Here is a 19,603-nt window from a genome sequence, read left to right as displayed (position 1 = left end):
CTAGTCCCCGGCCACCGTATAGTCTGACTGGCTGCGGCCGATGCTGGCATGCTTTGTCGCGGCTGGCCAGCCGGTCCGAAACGGACCCGGCGAGCCTATAGCCCGATCCGCCGCGCCAGCCAGCGGGCCGCCTGTTCGGGGGTACGCTTGGCCGAGTCGCGATCGACCATGTAATTGGCCTCGCGCATCGCCGCGACCGGGATGCGGCCGGCAAGCGGCGCCAGCGCGTCGAGCAGCCGCCGGTCGCCGGCGTGGCCCGGTGCCACCATCAGGATCGCATCATAGCCGGGGATCGCATGGCGCGGATCGCCGAGCACGGTGAGGCCGTCGGCGGCGATTCGACCATCCGATGAAAAGGCGGAGATCACGTCGACCTGACCGCTCGCCAGCGCCCGGTACATGAAGGTCGGGCTGTACGGCGTCGCCGCGGCAAAGCGCAGCGGGTAGGCGCGGCGCACCGCTGCCCATTCCGGCCGCTCGAGAAATTCGAGGTCGCTGCCGAGCCGCAGCCGCGGCGATGCCGGCGCTAGATCCGCCAACGTCGCGATGCCCTTCGCCTTGGCATCGGCGCCGCGCATCGCGAAGGCATAAGCGTTTTCAAAGCCCAAGGCGCCGACCAGCCGGACGTGGCGATCCGCCGCCGCCCAGCGGCCGATGGCATCGACCATCGCCGCGCGCGTGGGCACGTCGCGGCGCTTCATCTCATTGGCCCAGATCGTCCCGGCATAATCGACATAGACGTCGATATCGTTGCTCGAAAGCGCCCCGAAGATCACCGCCGAGCCGAGCCCGTCGCGATAGCTGACGCGATAGCCGGCGCGCTCCAGCCGATCGCCAATCAGCCGCGCCAGGATATATTGCTCCGAGAAGTTCTTGGCGCCGATCACCACCGTCCGGTCCTGGCCGCCGCGCGGCCACAGCGGCACCGTCGCCGCGGCGGTGCCGGCGAGCAGAAGGCCGGCGGCGGCCAGCCACAGCCCACGCCGCCGCGTCGCGATGCCGCGCTCGATCAGGCCGATCAGCGCATCGACCAGCAGCGCCAGCGCCGCCGCGGCGCAGCAGCCCGCCAGCACCAAGGCCCAGTTCTGGGTCTGCAACCCGGCGAAGATCAGGTCGCCAAGGCTCGGCTGACCGACGGTGGTGGAGAGTGTCGCCGCGCCGATCGTCCATACCGCGGCGGTACGGATCCCGGCGATCAGCACCGGCGCCACCAGCGGCGCCTCCACCAGCCGCAGCTTCTGCCCCGGCGTCATCCCCACCGCATCGGCGGCCTGGGTCACCGCCGGGTCGAGCCCCGCCAGCCCCGCCACCGCGTTGCGCAGGATCGGCAGCAATGCGTATAGCGTGAGGGCGATCAGCGACGGCAGAAAGCCGAGCGCCGGGATGCCGCCGCCGACCAGCGCCGACAGCCACAGCAGCAGCGGGTAGAATAGCGCGAGCAGCGCCAGGCTCGGCACCGTCTGCACGAGGCTGGCGAAGGCGAGCGCGACCCGGCCGATCGCCGGCCGCCGGCTGGCGACGATCGCCAGCGGCAGGCTGATCGCCAGCCCGAGCGCCAGCGCCGCGGCGGACAGCAGCACATGGCTGGCGAGCAGCGGCGGCACCCGGCCGAGTGCCTCGAGGAAGGCGTTCATGCGGCGTCGTCGCCGGCGAGCGCGCGCAGCCGCTCGGCCTGGTGGCGCGGCACTGCCATCAGCGCCTGCGCCGCCGCGCCACCATCGCCGCGCGCGAGTGCCGCCGGTGTTGCATCGGCGACGATCCGCCCCGCGCTCATCACCAGCACCCGGTCGGCGAGCAGCAGCGCCTCGGCCATGTCGTGGGTCACCAGGATGGTGGTCAGCCCCAGCCGGTCGTGCAGCCGCCGGATCTCGGCGCCGAGCGTGTCGCGCGTCACCGGATCGAGCGCGCCGAGCGCCTCGTCGAGCAGCAGCAGCTTGGCCCCCGGCGCCAGCGCGCGGGCGATCGCCACCCGCTGCCGCTGGCCGCCGGAGAGCGCGTCCGGCATCCGCGCCGCCATCTCGCGCGGCAGCGCGACGAGATCGAGCAACTCGCCGACGTGCGCCGCGTGGGCGCCGGCGATGCGCGGCCCGATCGCGATATTGTCGCCGACGCTCATGTGCGGGAACAGGCCGATGCTCTGGAACACATAGCCGATCCGCCGGCGCAGCAGCGGCGCCGGGCCTGCGGCGACATCCTCGCCGTCGATCAGCACCCGGCCGTCGCTCGGCTCGACGAGCCGGTTGACCATCTTGAGCAGCGTCGACTTGCCCGAGCCCGAGGTGCCGACCAGCGCCACGAAGCTGCCCGCGGCGATGCCCAGCGACACGTCGTCCACCGCCAGCGTGCTGCCGAACCGCCTGGTCACCCCATCGAAGCGTAGCTTTTCCGCTGGCATCGCCGCGCACGATGCGGGATGCCGGGGCAGCCGTCAAACAGAGCGGCATCGCAAGGGAGAGGATCAATGAGCGAGCTGCGCGCCATCTTCATCACCGGCGGAGGATCGGGGATCGGCCGGGCCACGGCGCGGCTGTTTGCGAGCCGCGGCTGGCGGATCGGGCTTGCCGATGTCGACGAAGCAGGCCTTGCCGACACCGCGGCGATGCTCTCCGGCGCGCCGAACGACAGCTATGTCATGGACGTACGCGACCGCGACGCATGGCGCGCCAGCCTCGATGCGTTCACGCATGGCAGCGGCGGGCGGCTCGACGTCCTGTTCAACAATGCCGGGATCGGCACCGGCGGGCCGATCGCCGAGGCGAGCATGGACGATCTCGACCGGCTGATCGCGATCAACTTCACCGGCGTCGTCAACGGCGCCCGCATCGGCCACGCCTATCTCGCGCGCACGCCGGGATCGGTGCTGCTCAACACCTCGTCGGCATCCGGCATCTACGGCTCGTCGGGTCTCGCCACCTATTCCGCCACCAAATTCGCGGTCCGTGGCCTCTCCGAAGCGCTCGACGGCGAATGGCACCGCGACGGCATCCGCGTCCGCTGCCTGCTGCCGAGCTTCATCGAGACGCCGCTGCTCGATGGCGTCGCCACCGGCTCCAATCGCACCATCCGCGAGAGCGTCACCGGCGCGGGGCTGGAACTCACCCCGGTCGACACCGTCGCCGAGGCGGCTTGGGCGGCGGTCCATGGCGACGCGGTCCATACCTATGTCGGCAAAACCGCGCAGCGTCTGCGGTTCGCGGCGCGGTGGATGCCGGGCAGCCTGCGCAAGACGATGCGGCGGCCGCTGCGATGACCGCGCCCCGGAACAACGCCGCGGGTGACGGGTATCTCCAGCCACTCGACCAGCCGGACAGTCACATCATGGGCAAGACCAAGCATGCAGCATCCAAGGCGGCAGACCGCCAGCGCGCCCGTGCGTCGCTGATGATCACGCGCCATGCCGGGATGAGCGCCGAGGCCGAATGGACCGCGACCGGGATGCTGTCGATCGCGGTGCTGGTGTCGTCGATCCTGCTGTCGACCGCGGTGATCGTGCGCGCGGCGCGAACCCCGCGGCGCTAGACCCGCTATTCGTCGACGATCGCGTCGATCGCCTCGGCGAGCTCGATATCGCGGCCCGACAGGCCGCCGGCATCATGCGTGGTGAGCAGGATTTCCACCCGATTGTAGACGTTCTTCCACTCGGGGTGGTGATTGGCGCGCTCGGCCATCAGCGCCACCTGGGTCATGAAGCCGAACGCCTCGACGAAGTCGGCGAACACGATCGAGCGGGTGATCGCATCGCGGGCCTCGTCATAGTCCCAGTCCGGCAGGGCATCGAGCGCGTCGGCGCGGTCGGTCTCGCTGAGGGGCTCGATCATCGGTGTTCCTTGCCGGGATGGATCGCCCACGGGTATGGCGAGAGCCATGAGCGAGCAAGAGGTCTTCGGCATGGCGCCCGACGCCGATGCGATCGAGCGCCACGCCCGCGCGACCATCGAGCGCCTGCCTGCCGCGTTCCGCGCCCATCTCGGCGCGGTCGTGCTGCTCGTCGAGGAAGAGGCCGATGACGAGACGCTGGCGGCGCTCGGCCTCGATCATCCGCTCGACCTTACCGGGCTCTACCATGGCCGACCGATCGGCGAGAAATCCTCCGTCGACAGCGGTGCGCTACCCGATCGCATCCACCTCTATCGCCGGGCGCTCCTGGAGGAATGGGTCGAGACCGGAGTCCGCCTCGACGATCTCGTCGCCCATGTCACCATCCACGAGATCGGCCATCATTTCGGGCTGTCGGACGACGCCATGCACGCGCTCGAGGATGCGGTGGGGCAGGGCAATTGACCGCGCTGGTGCTGGACCGGGTGACCTGCACCCGCGGCACGCGCTGCCTGTTTGTGGATCTGTCGCTGACCTTCGCCGCGGGTGACGCGGCGCTGGTCACCGGCGCCAATGGCGCCGGCAAGTCGAGTCTGATCCGGATCGCCGCTGGCCTGCTGGCGCCGGCGGCGGGGCGCGTCGTGCGCGACGGGGCGGTCGCACTGCTCGCCGAGGCACCGGCGCTCGATCCCGAGCAGCCACTCGCCGCCGCGCTAAGGTTCTGGGCGCGGATCGACGGCAGTTTGCCGGCGCTGCCTGCCGCCATGGAGACGCTGGCCATCGCCCATCTCGCCGCGCTGCCGGTGCGGATGCTCTCCACCGGTCAGCGGCGGCGCGCCGGGCTCGCCCGGGTGGTTGCCGCCGCGGCGCCGATCTGGCTGCTCGACGAACCGGCCAACGGGCTCGACGCCGAGGGGGTAGGCCTGCTCGACGGGCTGATCGCCGCGCACCGTGCCGCCGACGGCATCGCGCTGGTGGCGACGCACCTGCCGATCGCGCTACCCGGCGCGCAGAAGGTGGCGCTCGGGGCATGATCTTCCTTCACCTCGTCAAGCGCGACCTGCGCCGCGCCTGGCTCGGCGGTGGCGGCTGGTGGCCGATCGCCTTCTTCCTGCTGGTGGCGACGCTGTTCCCCTTCGCGATCGGCCCGGATGGGGCGCTGCTCGCCCGCATCGGCGGCGGCGTGATCTGGGCGGCGGCGCTGCTCGCGGCGCTGCTGCCGGTGGAGCGGTTGATCGCGCCCGATCTGGAGGCAGGCGTGCTCGATCAGCTTGGCGTGCGCGGCGTGCCGATGGCGCTGGTCGCGCTCGCTCGCATCGTCGCACACTGGCTCGGCTTCGCGCCGCCGCTGATGCTCGCCGCGGTGATCGCCGCCGGGCTGCTCGATCTGCCCGCGGTGACGCTGGCGCGGGTGGAACTCGGCCTGCTGATCGGCACGCCGGGGCTCGCCGCGCTCGCGGTCGCCACCGCCGCGCTGGTCGCCGGGCTGCGCGGCGCCGGCGCGGTGGCGGGCCTCGTCATGCTGCCGCTGGCGGTGCCGCTGCTGATCTTCGGCGCCGGATCGCTGGATGGCGCCCCCGCCGCGTTCAAGCTGCTCGCCGCGGTGTCGCTGTTGCTGCTCGCCGGCGCGCCGTTCGTGGCGGCGGCGGCGATCCGGGCGGGGCGGGACTGAGGCCGGGCACCGAGGGCCGCGAGCTACACGGGCGCGCGCTGTCCTACACGCGCCGTCCTTGATATCGTCAGCTCAACCCGGCTCGACGCTCTTTGCCATCGTTATCAAAACAGAAACGATGACCCCATTGAGGTTTCGTCAGGCGTGACAACTTCCTCAACTTGTCAGGCGCGGTCGCGTCGTCAGCGCGACCAGCGCGCCCAGATCGCGGTCGGCAGCACCAGACCGCGTTGCTCCTCGCGCACGCCTAGCTCGCCGCATTCCACCCGGCCCGGCAGGTCGGCGAATTGCTGGCGGACCAGTTCGCCGATCGCCAGCGCGCTCATCCGCACCGCATAGACGGTGAGGAATAGGAAGCGGCTGTCGGCGTCGAGCAGCCGGCGGCAGTCGGCGATCAGCGCCGGCAGGCCCTCCTCAAGCTTCCACACCTCACCATTGGGCCCGCGGCCCCATTTGGGCGGATCGAGGATGATCCCGTCATAGCGCTTGCCGCGCCGCACCTCGCGGCCGACGAACTTGGCGGCATCGTCGATCATCCAGCGCACCGGCTTGCCGTCCATGCCGGACAGCGCGGCGTTGGCCTTGGCCTCGGCGACCGATTTCTTCGAGGCATCGACATGCGTCATGCGCGCGCCCTGGGCGGCGAGCGCGAGCGTGCCGACTCCGGTGTAGCCGAACAGGTTCATGCATTCAGGGCTGTCCATCCCGGCGATGCGGCCGCGCATCCAGTCCCACACCGGCGCCATGTCCGGGAAGAAGCCGAGGTGGCGGAACGGCGTGTTCTGCGCGGTGAAGCGAACCTCGTTCCAGGTTAGCGGCCAGCCCTCGCGCGGCACCGGGCGGGTAATATTCCAGCGGCCGCCGCCGTCCTCGTCGGAGCCGGGCACGAACTCACCATGCGCGTCCCACTGCGCCTGCGCCGGTGCCCACATCGCCTGGGGCTCGGGGCGGATGAAGCGATAGGCGCCATAGCGCTCGAGCTTGCGGCCATGGCCTGAGTCGATCAGGCCGTACTCGGCCCAAGGTTCGCCGATCAGGGTCGAGACGGTGAGGTCGTGGGTCATGATGCGGGGGTGGCGCGCTCGGCAATATAGGCGGTGATCGCCGCAAAGGTGGCGGGCAGGGTGGCGCAGCGCTCCTCGCGCTCGAACAGGTCGCCGAGCCGCGACGGCAGCGTCGGCCGCATTCCCGTCGCCCGTTCCACCGCGTCGCGGAACTTGGCAGGATGCGCGGTGGCGAGGGTGACGACCGGCACGTCGCTCTGGTGGCGGCGCGCGGCGGCGAGCGCGATCGCGGTGTGCGGGTCGATCACCTCGCCTGCATGCTCATGCGCCCAGCGCATCGCCATGGTCATCTCGTCGAGATCGATACGATCGCTGGCGAACAGCGCGGCGCCCTTGTGCTGCCCGTCGGTGAGTCGCATCGCGCCCGACGTTTCGAAGCCCTGCATCTGGCGGCTGAGCGAGGCGCCGTCGCGCGCGCCGAGATCGAACAGCAGCCGCTCGAAATTGGATGAGACCTGAATGTCCATCGACGGCGTCGGCGTCTGCTGGACCGTGCCCTTGGAGTAATCGCCCGCCGAGATCGCGCGGTGGAGGATGTCGTTGACGTTGGTGGCGACGATCAGCTTGGCGATCGGCAGCCCCATCTGCGCGGCGACATAGCCGGCGAAGACGTCGCCGAAATTGCCGGTCGGCACCGAGAAGGCGACTGTCCGCTCTGGCGCGCCGAGGCGCACGGCGGCGTAGAAATAATAGACCACCTGCGCCATCAGCCGCGCCCAGTTGATCGAGTTCACCGCCGACAGCGCATAGCGCCCCGAAAAGCCGGGATCGTTGAACATCTGCTTCACCAGCGCCTGCGCGGTGTCGAAATCGCCCTCGATCGCGATGTTGTGGACGTTCGGCGCCAGCACCGTCGTCATCTGCCGGCGCTGAACATCGGACACCCGGCCGAGCGGGTGGAGCATGAAGATATCGACGCCCTCGCGTCCCGCCAGCGCATCGATCGCCGCCGAGCCGGTGTCGCCGCTGGTCGCGCCGATCACGGTGACGTGGCCGGTGCTGCCTGCCAGGAACTTCTCGAACAGGAGGCCGAGCAACTGCAGCGCAACGTCCTTGAACGCCAGCGTCGGGCCGTGGAACAGCTCGAGCAGCCATTGATCGTGATCGAGCTGCACCAGCGGCGTCACCGCGGCATGGGCGAAGCGGCCATAAGCGGCCTCGCACAGCTCAGTCAGCTCGGCGCGGGTGAGCGCGTCGCCGACGAACGGCAGCATGACCGCCACCGCGGTATCGACATAGGAGAGGTTGGCAAGCGCGGCGATCTCGTCGCGCGACAGCGTCGGCCAACGCTCGGGCAGGTAGAGCCCGCCGTCATTGGCGAGGCCGGCGAGCGTCACCGCGCGAAAATCGAGCGAGGGCGCGGCCCCGCGGGTACTCACATAGCGCATCAATGGCTCCAGCGGCGTCGAACCGCGATGGCGTAGATCACCGCGGCGATCGCGGCGAAGAAGAACCACTGTACCGCATAGGAGACGTGGTTGTTGGGAATCGACGACAGCTCGGGCTTGCCGTTGGCGGCGAGGCCGGGGCCGGGCTGGTTGCTGACCAGCATCAGCCGCTGCGGGCGGTGGTCGGCAAGCCCGGCGATCAGCGGCCGCGCATCGGGTGCATGGCTGATGAAGCCCGACACCTTGCCCCCTGTCCAGCGCGAGGCGAACTTGGGATCGCGCGTGGTCCCGATCTGGACCAGCATCCCCGGGCCTTCCGCCCCGGTGCGGCAATCGGCGATGACCCGGAAGCCGGCGGCGCCGGCGCCCACCAGCGTCTGGCTGACCGGCTGCAGGCAGAAGCCGCCGGCACGGCGGAACAGCAGCGTATCGTCGGGGAAGCGCGGGAAGGCGATCGCCGGCAACCGCGGGTTGGCGGCGAGCTGGGCGAGATAGGCACTCTTCTTGGGCGCGCGGTCGAGCAGCTGCCACAGGCCGAGGCCGATCATCGCCGCGACCGCCAGTGCGACGACGATGGTGGGGATGACGGGGACGCGCTTCATGGTCGCGGGTCGATACGTCCCTCGCGGGCGGCGTTGCGATATTCGGCGGACATCAGCGCGCCCTTAGCAAGCCTCAGCGATGCAATCACCCCCGCCAGCGTGAACGGGATCCAGATCAGTGCATGGACCCACCACGGCGGGTGCAGGCTGAGTTCGAGGGTGATCGCCAGGGTGACGACCACCGCGCCGAGGATCAGCGTCAGGAACGCCGCCGGCCCGTCGCCGACGTTGAACTGGGCGAAGTCGAGCCCGCAAGCCGGGCAGCGGTCGGCGAAGGTAAGCCAGCCGGCGAACAGCGTCGGCTGACCGCACCGCGGGCACAGGCCCTTGAGCGCAGCCTGCGCGATGGAGGGTGGGGCGGTCAGCTCATCCGCCGTGAACCGGCGCGCCCCAGCCGCCCCAGACGTAGATGGTGACGAACAGGAACAGCCAGACGACGTCGACGAAATGCCAATACCAGGCGGCCGCCTCGAAACCGAAATGCTGCCGCGGGGTAAAGTCGCCGCGATAGGCGCGCGCCAGGCAGACGATCAGGAAGATCGTCCCGATCAGGACGTGGAAGCCGTGGAAGCCGGTCGCCATGAAGAAGGACGCGCCATAGTTGATGCCCTTGAACGGGAATGGCGCGTGCATGTATTCATAGGCCTGGATCGAGCTGAACAGCAGCCCGAGCACCACCGTCAGCCACAGGCCCTTGAGCACGCCGTCCTCGTCGCCGACGCCGAGCAGTCCCCAGAAGCCGCGCTTCACCCCGCCGCGCTGATTGTGGATCAGCGCGTGGTGCGCCCAGGTGACGGTGGTGCCCGAGGTGAGCAGGATCAGCGTGTTGAGCAGCGGCAGCTCGAAGGCGTTGATGACGGTGAGGCCTTTGGGGGGCCAGGTCGCCGCGATCGCCGCCGCCCCCTCCTGTGCCCGCTCCACCTGCCCATCGACGAAGCTCAGCGCGGTAGGGAATAGCGCGAAATCGAAGAACGCCCAGAACCAGCCGACGAAGAACATCACTTCCGAGGCGATGAACAGGATCATGCCGTAGCGGAAGTGGAGCTGGACCACCGGGGTATGATCGCCATGATGCGCCTCGGCGATCACGTCCGCCCACCAGCTGTACATGGTGAAGAGCACGCCGCCGAGCCCGGCAAGGAAGATCCAGCCGCCGCCATTGGCCTTGTCCGCCGCGAGATGGCCGCCGTGCATCCAGGCGATCGCGCCTGCCGCCATCACCAGCGCTGACATCGATCCGAACAGGGGCCAGATGCTCGGCGGCAGGATATGGTAGTCATGGTTCTTGGCGCCGGCCATGCTCGTCTCCCTGGTCTGACCTTATTGGGTCTTGTTCTTCGCGTCAGTCTAGCTCGCGGTCTTGGCGGAATCCACCCTCGACGGACTGACCGGATAGAAGGTGTAGGACAGGGTGATGGTCTCGACGTCCGCGGCGTCGGGATCGGTGAGGATCTTGGGATCGACATAGAAGATCACGGGCATCCGCGCCGTCTCGCCCGGCTTCAGCGTCTGCTGGGTGAAGCAGAAGCACTGGATCTTGGTAAAATACTTGCCGGCCTGGCTCGGCGTGACGTTGAAGGTGGCGGTGCCGGTGATCGGCGTCGCCGCATGATTGGTGGCGGTGAAGAACACCATGTCGCGGGCGCCGATGTCGACGGTCTCGTGCGGATTTTCGGGCCGGAAGCTCCAGGCGAGCTTGGGGCTGACATTGGCGTCGAAATCGATGCCGATCTGGCGGTTGACCCCGCCCGGTGCGCGCAGTCCGCGCTGGGTGGTGCCGTTGAGCCCGGTCACTTGGCAGAACAAGCGGTAGAGCGGCACGCTCGCCCAGGCGAGCCCGGTCATGAAACAGATGCCGAGCACCGCAAGCCCGGCGGTGCGCAGCTGGCGGTTCACGCCATGCCCTGCCGGATCTTGGTGATCGCGATCGCGAAGATCAGGATCACGAATGCGCCGAGCAGCAGCGCCGTGACGATCGCGCGCGCGCGCTGGCGGCGGCGGACAAGATCCTGTTCGTCCGGCGTCATGTCAGCACCCAGCGATCGACGACCAGCGCGCCGAAGATCACGAACAGATAAAGGATCGAATAGCTGAACAAGCGCTTCTCCGGCTTCATCGCATCCTCTGCTGTCGTACGCCGGGTGGCAACCCGCAAAGCGAGCGCAGCGAAGACGGCGGTGATCACGCTGGCGACGCCGCCGTAGATCGCGCCGGTCAACCCCAGCGGCCAGGGCGCAATCGCGGCGATCGCCATCGGGATGGTGTAGAGGCCGATCTGGCGTCGCGTCACCACCTCGCCCGCGACCACCGGGAGCATCGGCACGCCGGCATTGGCGTAATCGGTCTTCACGAACAGCGCGAGCGCCCAGAAATGCGGCGGCGTCCACAGGAAGACGAGCATGAACAGCAAGAGCGGCAGCAGCGCGACCTCGCCGGTCGCCGCGGCCCAGCCGATCAGCGGGGGGAAGGCACCGGCAGCGCCGCCGATGACGATGTTCTGCGGAGTCCGGCGCTTGAGCCAAACGGTGTAGACCAGCACGTAGAAGAGGATGGAGACGGTGAGGATCGCCGCAGCGGCGAGGTTCACCGCAAAACCCATCAGGATCACCGCGAAAGCACCAAGCCCGACCCCGAAGTGCAGCGCCGACTGGCGGTCCATCCGCCCGTCCGGCAGCGGCCGCTTCTGGGTGCGCCGCATCAGCGCGTCGAGATCGGCCTCATACCATTGGTTGAGCGCGCCGGCCGCACCGGCGCCGAGCGCGATGCACAGGATGGCGGTGAAACCAATCACCACCGGAACGGCAACCGGCGCGGCGAGCATCCCACACAGCCCGGTGAACACCACCAGCGTCATCACCCGCGGCTTGGTGAGCGCGACAAAATCGCGCCATTCGGCGGGGGGCAACAAGGGCGTGGCGGTGGTCATGATCGGCGGCGGTATAGGCCTGGCGGCGGGCAGGGGGAAGGCTTGGTGGCACCTGCCCTGGCCACCCCGCTTTGCTGCTGTGTCAGCGGCTCAATCGATCTTCGGCAGCGTCTCGAACTGGTGGTAGGGCGGCGGCGAGGACAAGGTCCACTCCAGCGTCGTCGCGCCTTCGCCCCAGGGATTGTCGGGCGCCTTCTTGCCGGCGATCAGCGACCAGATCACGTTGACGAAGAAGATCGCCATGCTGCTCGCCATGATCATGTAGCCTACCGTCGCCACCGTGTTCCAATGCGCATAGGCGTCCGGATAATCCGGATAGCGGCGCGGCATGCCCTGCAGGCCGAGGAAGTGCATCGGGAAGAACATGACGTTAACGCCGACGAAGAAGATCCAGAAGTGCAGCTGGCCGAGCAGCTCGCTGTACATCTTGCCGAACATCTTCGGGAACCAGTAATAGAAGCCCGCGAACAGCCCGAACACAGCGCCGAGGCTGAGCACGTAATGAAAGTGGGCGACGACGTAATAGGTGTCCTGCATGTAATCGTCGATGCCGCCATTGGCGAGCACCACGCCGGTGACACCGCCGACGGTGAACATGAAGATGAAGCCGATCGCCCAAACCATCGGCGTTTTGAAGCTGAGGCTGCCGCCCCACATGGTCGCGATCCAGCTGAAGATCTTGATGCCGGTCGGCACCGCGATGATCATCGTCGCCGCGGTAAAGTACATCTTCACGTTCACCGACAGCCCGGTGACGAACATGTGGTGGGCCCAGACGACGAAGCCGACCACGCCGATCGCGACCATGGCATAGGCCATGCCGAGATAGCCGAACACCGGCTTGCGGCTAAAGGTGGCGATCACCTGGCTGACGATGCCGAAGCCCGGCAGGATCATGATGTAGACTTCGGGGTGGCCGAAGAACCAGAACAGATGCTGGTAGAGGATCGGGTCGCCGCCGCCGGCCGGGTCGAAGAAGGTAGTGCCGAAGTTGCGGTCGGTGAGCAGCATGGTGATCGCCGCGGCGAGCACCGGCAGCGCGAGCAGCAGCAGGAAGGCGGTGACCAGCACCGACCAGACGAACAGCGGCATCTTGTGCAGCGTCATGCCCGGCGCACGCATGTTGAAGATGGTGGTGATGAAGTTGATCGCGCCGAGGATCGACGAGGCGCCGGCGAGGTGGAGCGACAGGATCGCCATGTCCACCGACGGCCCCGGTTCGCCATAGGTCGAGAGCGGGGCATAAACCGTCCAGCCGGTGCCGGCGCCGCCGAAGAAGGGGGAGGCGAGCAGGAGGGAGAAGGCAGGAATCAGCAGCCAAAACGACACGTTGTTCATGCGCGGGAACGCCATGTCGGGCGCGCCGATCATGATCGGCACGAACCAGTTGCCAAAGCCGCCGATCATCGCCGGCATCACCATGAAGAATACCATGATCAGGCCGTGCGCGGTGATCAGCACGTTCCACAGGTGGAGCGCGTGATCGAGCCCGCCATCGCCGCCCGGCAGCCACGCCGCCCAGCCCGTGAGATACTGGATCCCCGGATGCATCAGCTCGGCACGCATCAGCCCCGAGATCGCGCCGCCGATGATCCCGGCGCAGATCGCGAAGATCAGATAGAGCGTGCCGATGTCCTTGTGGTTGGTGGACATGAACCAGCGCGCGAAGAAGGCGGGCTTGTGCTCGGCCTCGCCATGATGCGCGGCATCGCCGTGGGCCACGAAGGCGGACGGGTGGGGGGCGGAGGGGTGGAGGGCGGTATCGGTCATCTTATTGTCCCGCGTTGCCGGCGGCCGGATTGGCGGTCGCGCCCTGGGGGGAGGTGGGGGCGACCACCGTGACATTCTCGGTGGGGCCGGTCGCGGCGTCGGCGGCGTTGCCCTCGGCCTGCCGGGCGGCCGAGCCCTCGGCGCCGGGCTGCGGGATCACCTTGGCCGACGCCGTGCCGGCGCGCGGCATGGTGCCGCCCTTGGCGCGGACCCAGGCGGCGAACTGCGCCGGCGGCACCGCTTCCACCGCGATCGGCATGAACGCGTGGCGCGCGCCGCACAGCTCGGAGCATTGGCCGAAATAAAGGCCCGGCTTCTCGATGGTGAAGCTGGTTTCGTTGAGGCGGCCGGGCACTGCATCGAGCTTGATCCAAAACGCCGGCACCGCCCAGCTGTGGATCACGTCCTGCGAGGTGGTGATCAGCCGGATCGGCACGCCGACCGGGAGCACGATGCGATTGTCCGCGGCGAGCAGCCGCGGGCCATCGGCGTCGGTGCGGAACCGCTCGCCCTTGCCGACCTGATCACGCTCCTTGAGCATGTTGGCGGTGATCTCGAATCCGCCATTGTCGGGATATTGGTAGCTCCAATACCATTGGTTGCCGATCGCCTTCAGCGTCACCGCGCCTGCCGGTGCCGGCTTGAACTGCGCCTGGAGCAACCCGATCGAAGGGATCGCGATCAGCACCAGGATCACGACCGGGATCAGCGTCCAGGCGACCTCGATGATCGTGTTGTGGCTGGTGCGCGACGGCACCGGGTGGGCGGCGCGGCGATAGCGGAACACCACCCAGGCGAGCAGCGCGAGCACGAACAGGCAGATGCCGATGATCAGCGGCAGCAGGATCGAATCGTGCATCCAGTGCGCGAACCGGCCGTTGGCGGTGACCTGCGGCTGAATGCCGATCCGGCCGCTGATGGGATGGCCGACCTCGGGCGCGGCGATCATCGCCGGGGCGCCATCCATCGCCAGCTCGGGCGAACTGGCCGCCGCGGGCACCGGCGCAGCGGGCGGCGCCGTCGTGGAAGCCGGCGCGACCGCGCCAGCGCTCGCCGCGGCCATCGCGAGGCCCGCCGCCAGCATCATCCCCTTCAATCCAGTGAGCATTCGTGCGGTCATCCCGTTCGGCCCCCTTTGCCTGCCGGTGCAGGTCTGTGCAGCGCGAACCCGCGCCCTTTTGCAGGAGGGTATAGGCGGCGGTTCCGCCGTCCTCAAGCGAAACGGCAGAATTAGCGCGGACGCTGCTTGGCGAGCCGGCGTGGAATACCTAAGAGCGGGCAATCCGCCGTTGTCGATGAAGGCCGGTGGCCCCGATCGAGAGAGCCGATGACCGACGACGACGTCCTTGCCGAATTCCGCGCTGCCGATGCGCTGCTCGAGGGGCATTTCATTCTGTCGTCCGGGCTGCGTTCCCCACGCTACCTGCAATGCGCCAGGGTGCTGATGGACCCGGCGCGCGGCGCGCGGCTCGCCACGGCGCTGGCGGCGCGGCTGCCTGCCGAAATCAAGGCGCGGATCAGCGCGGTGGTGTCGCCAGCGATGGGCGGGGTGATCGCGGGGCACGAGATGGCGCGCGCGCTCGGCGTCGAGGCGATGTTCCTCGAGCGGCCCGACGGCACGTTCGAGCTGCGCCGCGGCTTCCGGCTGCAGCCCGGCCAGCAGGTGCTGATGATGGAGGACGTCGTCACCACCGGACTCTCGTCGCGCGAGGCGATCGCCGCGATCGCGCGGGCCGGCGGCGAGGCGATCGCGGCGGCGGCGCTGATCGACCGCTCTGGCGGCAGCGCCGATCTCGGCGTGCCCTTCTTCCCGCTGATCGAACTGGAGGTGCCGACCTTTCAGCCCGACGCCCTGCCGCCCGAACTGGCGGCGATCCCCGCGATCAAGCCCGGAAGCCGGGCGGCAGCATGACCGAGGCGCTCCGCCTCGGGGTCAACATCGACCATGTCGCCACCGTGCGCAACGCGCGCGGCGCCGGTTACCCCGATCCGGTCCGCGCCGCAGTGCTGGCCGCCGAGGCCGGCGCCGACGGCATCACCGCGCATCTGCGCGAGGATCGCCGCCACATCACCGATGCCGATATCGCCCGGCTCTCCGCCGAGCTGACGGTGCCGCTCAATCTCGAGATGGCGGCAACCGGCGAAATGCTCGCGATCGCGCTGCGCCATCGGCCGCACGCCGCCTGCATCGTCCCCGAGAAGCGCGAGGAACTGACTACCGAAGGGGGGCTCGACGCCGTGGGGCAGTTCGAGCGGTTGCGGCCGCTGGTCGAGGCGCTGGGTGCGGCGGGCACGCGGGTGTCGCTGTTCATCGAGCCGGCGGCGGCGCAGATCGATGCGGCGCTGCGGCTCGGTGCGCCGGTGGTGGAGCTGCACACCGGGCGCTATTGCGAGCTGGATGGCGATGCCCGCACCGCCGAATTGCGCCGGATCGCCGATGCCGCCGCGCTGGCGGCGAAGAACGGCATCGAGGTCCATGCCGGCCATGGCTTGACCTATGACAATGTCGCGCCGATCGCGGCGATCCCGCAGATCCGCGAGCTCAACATCGGGCATTTCCTGATCGGCGAGGCGTTGTTCGTGGGGTTGGCCGAATCGGTGCGGCGGATGCGGGCAGCGATGGATGCGGCGCGTGGGTGATGTGAGAAGAGGCCTCGTCGGCGCGGCGGCGCCGAGGCGAGTAGGAGGTTTGTCCGGACGGAGCGGGGGCTGCCCGCCAATAAGTCCGAGAGCGCCGATGGCGCCGGCGGTGCCCCGCGCGCCGCGCAACGATGGTCCTGCTTCTTCTTCGCGCCTCCGCGCCGCCGCGCGGACGATCCTTCTTCACCCGGCCGGCGCCCGATGATCATCGGCCTTGGCTCCGACCTCTGCAGCATCGAGCGCATCCAGGCGTCGATCGCGCGGTTCGGCGAGCGTTTCGAGGCGCGGGTGTTCACTGCGGTGGAGCGCGCCAAGGCGGAGCGGCGGCCGTTCACCAAGGCCGGCACCCTCGCCAAGCGGTTCGCCGCCAAGGAGGCGTTCTCGAAGGCGGTCGGCACCGGCTTTGCCGCGGGGGTGTTCATGAAGGACATCGGCGTGGTCAACGCCGCCTCGGGCGCGCCGACCCTGGCGCTGACCGGTGGGGCCAAGGCGAGGCTTGACGCGTTGACGCCCGAGGGCCACCGCGCCCAGGTACATTTGACCATGACCGACGATCATCCCTGGGCCCAGGCCTTTGTGATCATCGAGGCAATCCCGGACCAGAACGGATGAAGGAAGCGGTGTTGGACGGCAACCAGGCGCCCGAATTGCACGAGGGCCCGCCACCCCCGATCGAGCATGAGGCGACACCGGCATCGCCCGCCCGCCGCGGCACCGACTGGTGGGGCGAGGTCAAGGGCATCTTCTGGCTGATCGTGATTGTGCTCGGCTTCCACAGCTTCGTCGCCAAGCCGTTTTACATCCCTTCCGAATCCATGCTGCCGGGGCTCAGGATCGGCGACCGGCTGGTGGTGAGCAAGTTCGCCTACGGCTGGTCGTTCGTGTCGCCGACCATTCCCGATCCGGTGGCGATCTTCGACAGCGTGGTGCTGCGCAAGCCCGAGGAGAGCTGGAGCGTCGGCTTGCCGTTCATGCACGGCCGCCTGCTCGGCCGGCTGCCGAGCCGCGGCGACGTGGTGATCGTCACCCCGCCGGGGACGCACAACGACTATATCAAGCGCGTCATCGGCCTGCCCGGCGACACGCTGGAGGTGCGCGCCGGCACGGTGATCCTCAACGGCAAGGCGGTGGTGCGCGGACCGCTGCATTATGTCGACATCCCGGTCGACACCAACAGCCCGTGCAGCGACAGCGAATATCCCGGCGCGCGGGTGCGCAGCGCCGGCGGGGCCGAGATCTGCCACCTGCCGATCATCACCGAGACGCTGCCCGAGGGCCGGCATTATGACACCGTCGAGCTCGGCTGGAGCCCCGGCGACGATTACGGCCCGGTCCGCATCCCCGCCAACCACGTATTCCTGATGGGCGACAATCGCGATCGCTCGGCCGACAGCCGGTTCGAGCTGAGCCAGCTCGGCCTCGGCGGTCCGGTGCCGTATGAAAATCTCGGCGGCCGTGCCGAGTTCATCACCTTCAGCCTTGATGGCGATGCCTCGCTCAATCCGCTGAGCTGGTGGGGCGCGCTGCGTGGTGGCCGCGCCGGCGTGTCGCTGCACCCAGCCCAAGGACAGTAAATGGCCGATCCGCATCTCGTTCAGGAATCCAGCCCCAACGAGCTGCGCGATCCCTTCACCCGCCGCGAGTTGAAGCGCGCCTCGATCTGGCTCGGCCTGGCCTGCGCGATCGCGCTCACCGTGGTGCTGGTCCAGCCGCTGCTGATCATCTTCACCGGGATCGTCTTTGCCGCGATGCTCGACGGCGGCGTGCGCCTGCTCGGCAAGGTGCTACCGATCGGCCGCGGTTGGCGGCTGCTGATCGTGGTGGTGCTGGTGCTCGCCTTCCTGTTCGGCACCTTCTACCTCACCGGGGTGCAGGTCACCGAACAGGTGATGCAGCTGCGCTCTACGCTGGAGACCCAAGCCAACCGCTTTACCGGCTTCCTGACCAGCAAGGGGCTGATGCCCGGCGCCTCCGACGTCAACAGCATCATCCGCCAGGCGCTGGGGTCGGTGGGGCGCGTCACCTCTTGGGTGGGCACTGCGATCGGCGTGATCACCACCGTGTTCATGATCCTCGTCCTCGGGCTGTTCCTGGCGATGGACCCGCGCGCCTATGAGCGCGGGCTGCAATGGCTGGTACCGACCGACTCACGCGCCGAATTCGCCCATACCGTCGAGCGGATGGGCGTCACCTTGCGCAAGCTGCTCGCCGGCCGGCTGATCGGCATGGCGTTCGAGGGTGTGCTGACCGGAATCGCGCTGATGATCGGCGGCGTGCCGATGGCGCTGCTGCTCGGGATCATCGCCGGCATCCTCGCCTTCATCCCCAACATCGGCGCGATCGTGACCGGCGTGCTAATGGTCGCGGTCGGCTTCAGCGCCGGCTCCGAGACCGGGATCTGGGCGATCGGCACCTATCTCGTGGTGCAGACCTTCGATGGCTATGTGGTGGTGCCGATGGTCGCCAAGCGCACCGTCGACCTGCCGCCGGCACTGACCCTCGGCACCCAGATCCTCGCCAGCGCGCTGTTCGGCATCCTCGGGCTGATGCTGGCGGATCCGATGACGGCCATGGCCAAGACCGCACTCGAGCGCAGCGCCGAACGCGAGGCCGAGCGCGAGGACAAGGATTCAGATCAGGCGGTCGAATAAGGCTAGATAGCGCGCCGCCGAGTCGCTGCCCGGCTGCGGAACGGCCGCGGGGCGCGGACGGCTCAGCCAGTCGGTCAGCGCCGCGGCCAGCCCGGCGGCATCGTCCTGGCCGATGACGCTGCCGAGCACGGGCGCCGTGACGATCTCTGCGACCGACGGGCTCGATTCGGTCGTCACCACTGGTGTGCCGACCGACAAAGCCTCGCGCAGCACGCCGGGAACGCCCTCATAGGCCGACGTCAATGCGACCATGGCGGCGCCCGCCATCGCCGGCAGCGGATCGCCGGCGTGGCCCGGCAGGTGGACGCGGCCGGCCAGATTTCGGGCCGCAACCTGACGCTCGAGCGCGGGGCGCAGCTCGCCCTCGCCGAGGATCACCAGCGCGACATCGGCGGGCAGCGCCGGCATCGCGTCGATCAGCCGATCCCAGCGCTTTTGCGGCACCAGGCGGCCAACGCCGAGGATGTAGCGGCCGGCAGGCAGCGCGACGGGGGCGGCATCGGGCACGCGCGGCGCGGGCGGGTTGGGGATGACGCTGGTTCGCCCGGTCATCGCCATCGCCCGTGCCGCGACTGCGGCGGTCGCCGGAGTCATCGCCACGAGGTGGTCGAGAAAGCGGCCATGCAGCCTTAGCCAGGCGCGGTGGCCGGCATCGACCAGCCGGCCATGATCGCCGCGCTCGATGGCGTTGGAGAGCTTGGCGACGATCGGCGGGCAGCGGCGGCCAAGGCGTAGGCGGGTCCAGGCGGCGATGCTGGTGTAGAAACTGCCGGCGCAGAAGATCACGTCGGGCGACAGCCGCGTGACGATGCCCGGCAGCCTGAACTGCGCGCGGTAGCTAGGGTCGTCGAGTCGGACGAGCTCGATGCCGTCGGGCAGTTCCGTGGCGAGCGGGCCGGTGGGGTCGCCGATCACCAGCGTCACCCGCCGTCCGGCGGCGATCCAGGCGCGGGCGAGGCGCAGTTGCGCCCGTTCGACGCCGCCGCCGGACAGGTCTTGGGCATAAGTCAGAATGTGCTGGGCAGTCATGCGCGCCGGCGGTGGCACAGGGCTGCGATCAGGCCAAGTTGTCCC

At 69.0% G+C, this 19,603-nt stretch carries 24 protein-coding genes; 10 read left to right on the top strand and 14 right to left on the bottom strand.

Annotated elements, in window-relative coordinates; all coding sequences use genetic code 11:
- Positions 1-95 precede the first annotated feature (95 nt).
- Positions 96-1,634 (bottom strand): ABC transporter permease/substrate-binding protein, encoded by a 1,539-nt coding sequence (locus AC07M8_RS04450; RefSeq protein ID WP_495173202.1) that lies wholly within the window; start codon positions 1,632-1,634, stop codon positions 96-98.
- Positions 1,631-2,395, bottom strand: a complete 765-nt coding sequence (locus AC07M8_RS04445; RefSeq protein ID WP_495173201.1) for an ATP-binding cassette domain-containing protein — start codon at positions 2,393-2,395, stop codon at positions 1,631-1,633. The genes AC07M8_RS04450 and AC07M8_RS04445 overlap by 4 nt, the downstream gene beginning before the upstream one ends.
- Before the next feature lie 66 nt (positions 2,396-2,461).
- On the opposite strand from AC07M8_RS04445, the gene AC07M8_RS04440 reads away from it, so the two are divergent.
- Both AC07M8_RS04440 and AC07M8_RS04435 read left to right on the top strand, forming a co-directional pair.
- Positions 2,462-3,250 (top strand): SDR family oxidoreductase, encoded by a 789-nt coding sequence (locus tag AC07M8_RS04440; protein ID WP_495173200.1) that lies wholly within the window; start codon positions 2,462-2,464, stop codon positions 3,248-3,250.
- Positions 3,247-3,519 (top strand): hypothetical protein, encoded by a 273-nt coding sequence (locus tag AC07M8_RS04435; RefSeq protein WP_495173199.1) that lies wholly within the window; start codon positions 3,247-3,249, stop codon positions 3,517-3,519. The genes AC07M8_RS04440 and AC07M8_RS04435 overlap by 4 nt, the downstream gene beginning before the upstream one ends.
- A gap of 5 nt (positions 3,520-3,524) precedes the next feature.
- Here the strand turns inward: AC07M8_RS04435 and AC07M8_RS04430 are convergent, their stop codons facing one another.
- Positions 3,525-3,818, bottom strand: coding sequence for a 4a-hydroxytetrahydrobiopterin dehydratase (locus AC07M8_RS04430; RefSeq protein WP_267394755.1), 294 nt, complete (start codon positions 3,816-3,818; stop codon positions 3,525-3,527).
- Positions 3,819-3,852: 34 nt separating this feature from the next.
- Between AC07M8_RS04430 and AC07M8_RS04425 the strand changes: the two genes are divergently transcribed.
- From AC07M8_RS04425 to AC07M8_RS04415, 3 genes are read left to right on the top strand one after another with little or no spacing between them, the layout of a single operon-like run.
- Entirely contained in the window at positions 3,853-4,281 is a 429-nt protein-coding gene (locus AC07M8_RS04425; RefSeq protein ID WP_495173198.1) for a metallopeptidase family protein, read from the top strand.
- Positions 4,278-4,850 (top strand): heme ABC exporter ATP-binding protein CcmA, encoded by a 573-nt coding sequence (gene ccmA / locus AC07M8_RS04420; RefSeq protein WP_495173197.1) that lies wholly within the window; start codon positions 4,278-4,280, stop codon positions 4,848-4,850. The genes AC07M8_RS04425 and ccmA overlap by 4 nt, the downstream gene beginning before the upstream one ends.
- Positions 4,847-5,488, top strand: coding sequence for a heme exporter protein CcmB (locus AC07M8_RS04415; RefSeq protein WP_495173196.1), 642 nt, complete (start codon positions 4,847-4,849; stop codon positions 5,486-5,488). Before ccmA ends, AC07M8_RS04415 begins: the two co-directional genes overlap by 4 nt.
- Before the next feature lie 182 nt (positions 5,489-5,670).
- On the opposite strand, the gene AC07M8_RS04410 is transcribed toward AC07M8_RS04415, so the two are convergent.
- From AC07M8_RS04410 to coxB, 10 genes are all read right to left on the bottom strand, one after another.
- A complete protein-coding gene (locus AC07M8_RS04410; protein WP_495173195.1) occupies positions 5,671-6,552 on the bottom strand; it encodes a class I SAM-dependent methyltransferase in 882 nt (293 codons plus the stop codon).
- Entirely contained in the window at positions 6,549-7,940 is a 1,392-nt protein-coding gene (gene thrC / locus AC07M8_RS04405; RefSeq protein WP_495173194.1) for a threonine synthase, read from the bottom strand. Before thrC ends, AC07M8_RS04410 begins: the two co-directional genes overlap by 4 nt.
- Complete coding sequence (locus tag AC07M8_RS04400) at positions 7,940-8,542, bottom strand: SURF1 family cytochrome oxidase biogenesis protein (protein WP_495173193.1); 603 nt, start codon at positions 8,540-8,542, stop codon at positions 7,940-7,942. Before AC07M8_RS04400 ends, thrC begins: the two co-directional genes overlap by 1 nt.
- Positions 8,539-8,907, bottom strand: a complete 369-nt coding sequence (locus AC07M8_RS04395) for a DUF983 domain-containing protein (protein ID WP_495173762.1) — start codon at positions 8,905-8,907, stop codon at positions 8,539-8,541. Before AC07M8_RS04395 ends, AC07M8_RS04400 begins: the two co-directional genes overlap by 4 nt.
- A gap of 1 nt (position 8,908) precedes the next feature.
- Complete coding sequence (locus AC07M8_RS04390) at positions 8,909-9,841, bottom strand: cytochrome c oxidase subunit 3 (protein ID WP_495173192.1); 933 nt, start codon at positions 9,839-9,841, stop codon at positions 8,909-8,911.
- A gap of 48 nt (positions 9,842-9,889) precedes the next feature.
- The gene (locus tag AC07M8_RS04385) at positions 9,890-10,438 is read right to left on the bottom strand and encodes a cytochrome c oxidase assembly protein (RefSeq protein ID WP_495173191.1); all 549 of its coding nucleotides are present in this window, start codon (positions 10,436-10,438) and stop codon (positions 9,890-9,892) included.
- Entirely contained in the window at positions 10,435-10,569 is a 135-nt protein-coding gene (locus AC07M8_RS04380) for a cytochrome c oxidase system small membrane protein (protein ID WP_495173190.1), read from the bottom strand. Before AC07M8_RS04380 ends, AC07M8_RS04385 begins: the two co-directional genes overlap by 4 nt.
- Positions 10,566-11,468 (bottom strand): heme o synthase, encoded by a 903-nt coding sequence (locus AC07M8_RS04375; protein WP_495173189.1) that lies wholly within the window; start codon positions 11,466-11,468, stop codon positions 10,566-10,568. Before AC07M8_RS04375 ends, AC07M8_RS04380 begins: the two co-directional genes overlap by 4 nt.
- Before the next feature lie 90 nt (positions 11,469-11,558).
- Positions 11,559-13,238 carry a cytochrome c oxidase subunit I gene (gene ctaD / locus AC07M8_RS04370; protein ID WP_495173188.1) on the bottom strand — a complete coding sequence of 560 codons (1,680 nt, stop codon included), beginning with the start codon at positions 13,236-13,238 and terminating at the stop codon, positions 11,559-11,561.
- Position 13,239: 1 nt separating this feature from the next.
- Positions 13,240-14,358 (bottom strand): cytochrome c oxidase subunit II, encoded by a 1,119-nt coding sequence (gene coxB / locus AC07M8_RS04365; RefSeq protein WP_495173187.1) that lies wholly within the window; start codon positions 14,356-14,358, stop codon positions 13,240-13,242.
- 207 nt (positions 14,359-14,565) lie between these two features.
- Between coxB and pyrE the strand changes: the two genes are divergently transcribed.
- The 5 genes from pyrE to AC07M8_RS04340 all read left to right on the top strand — a co-directional run bounded on the left by pyrE (position 14,566) and on the right by AC07M8_RS04340 (position 18,529).
- Entirely contained in the window at positions 14,566-15,150 is a 585-nt protein-coding gene (pyrE, locus tag AC07M8_RS04360) for an orotate phosphoribosyltransferase (protein WP_495173186.1), read from the top strand.
- A complete protein-coding gene (locus AC07M8_RS04355) occupies positions 15,147-15,878 on the top strand; it encodes a pyridoxine 5'-phosphate synthase (protein WP_495173185.1) in 732 nt (243 codons plus the stop codon). Before pyrE ends, AC07M8_RS04355 begins: the two co-directional genes overlap by 4 nt.
- 201 nt (positions 15,879-16,079) lie before the next feature.
- Entirely contained in the window at positions 16,080-16,490 is a 411-nt protein-coding gene (gene acpS, locus AC07M8_RS04350) for a holo-ACP synthase (protein ID WP_495173184.1), read from the top strand.
- A complete protein-coding gene (gene lepB, locus AC07M8_RS04345; RefSeq protein WP_495173183.1) occupies positions 16,487-17,452 on the top strand; it encodes a signal peptidase I in 966 nt (321 codons plus the stop codon). The genes acpS and lepB overlap by 4 nt, the downstream gene beginning before the upstream one ends.
- Entirely contained in the window at positions 17,453-18,529 is a 1,077-nt protein-coding gene (locus tag AC07M8_RS04340; protein ID WP_495173182.1) for an AI-2E family transporter, read from the top strand. It abuts the gene before it with no gap.
- Here AC07M8_RS04340 and AC07M8_RS04335 read toward each other — a convergent pair.
- Positions 18,509-19,558, bottom strand: coding sequence for a glycosyltransferase (locus AC07M8_RS04335; RefSeq protein ID WP_495173181.1), 1,050 nt, complete (start codon positions 19,556-19,558; stop codon positions 18,509-18,511). The genes AC07M8_RS04340 and AC07M8_RS04335 overlap by 21 nt on opposite strands.
- Between the last annotated feature and the right edge of the window lie 45 nt (positions 19,559-19,603).

Source organism: Sphingomonas sp. GW821-FHT09E03, assembly GCF_059416225.1.
The sequence above is the reverse complement of the archived record's forward strand: the minus strand, read 5'-3'. Positions and strand labels throughout refer to the sequence as shown.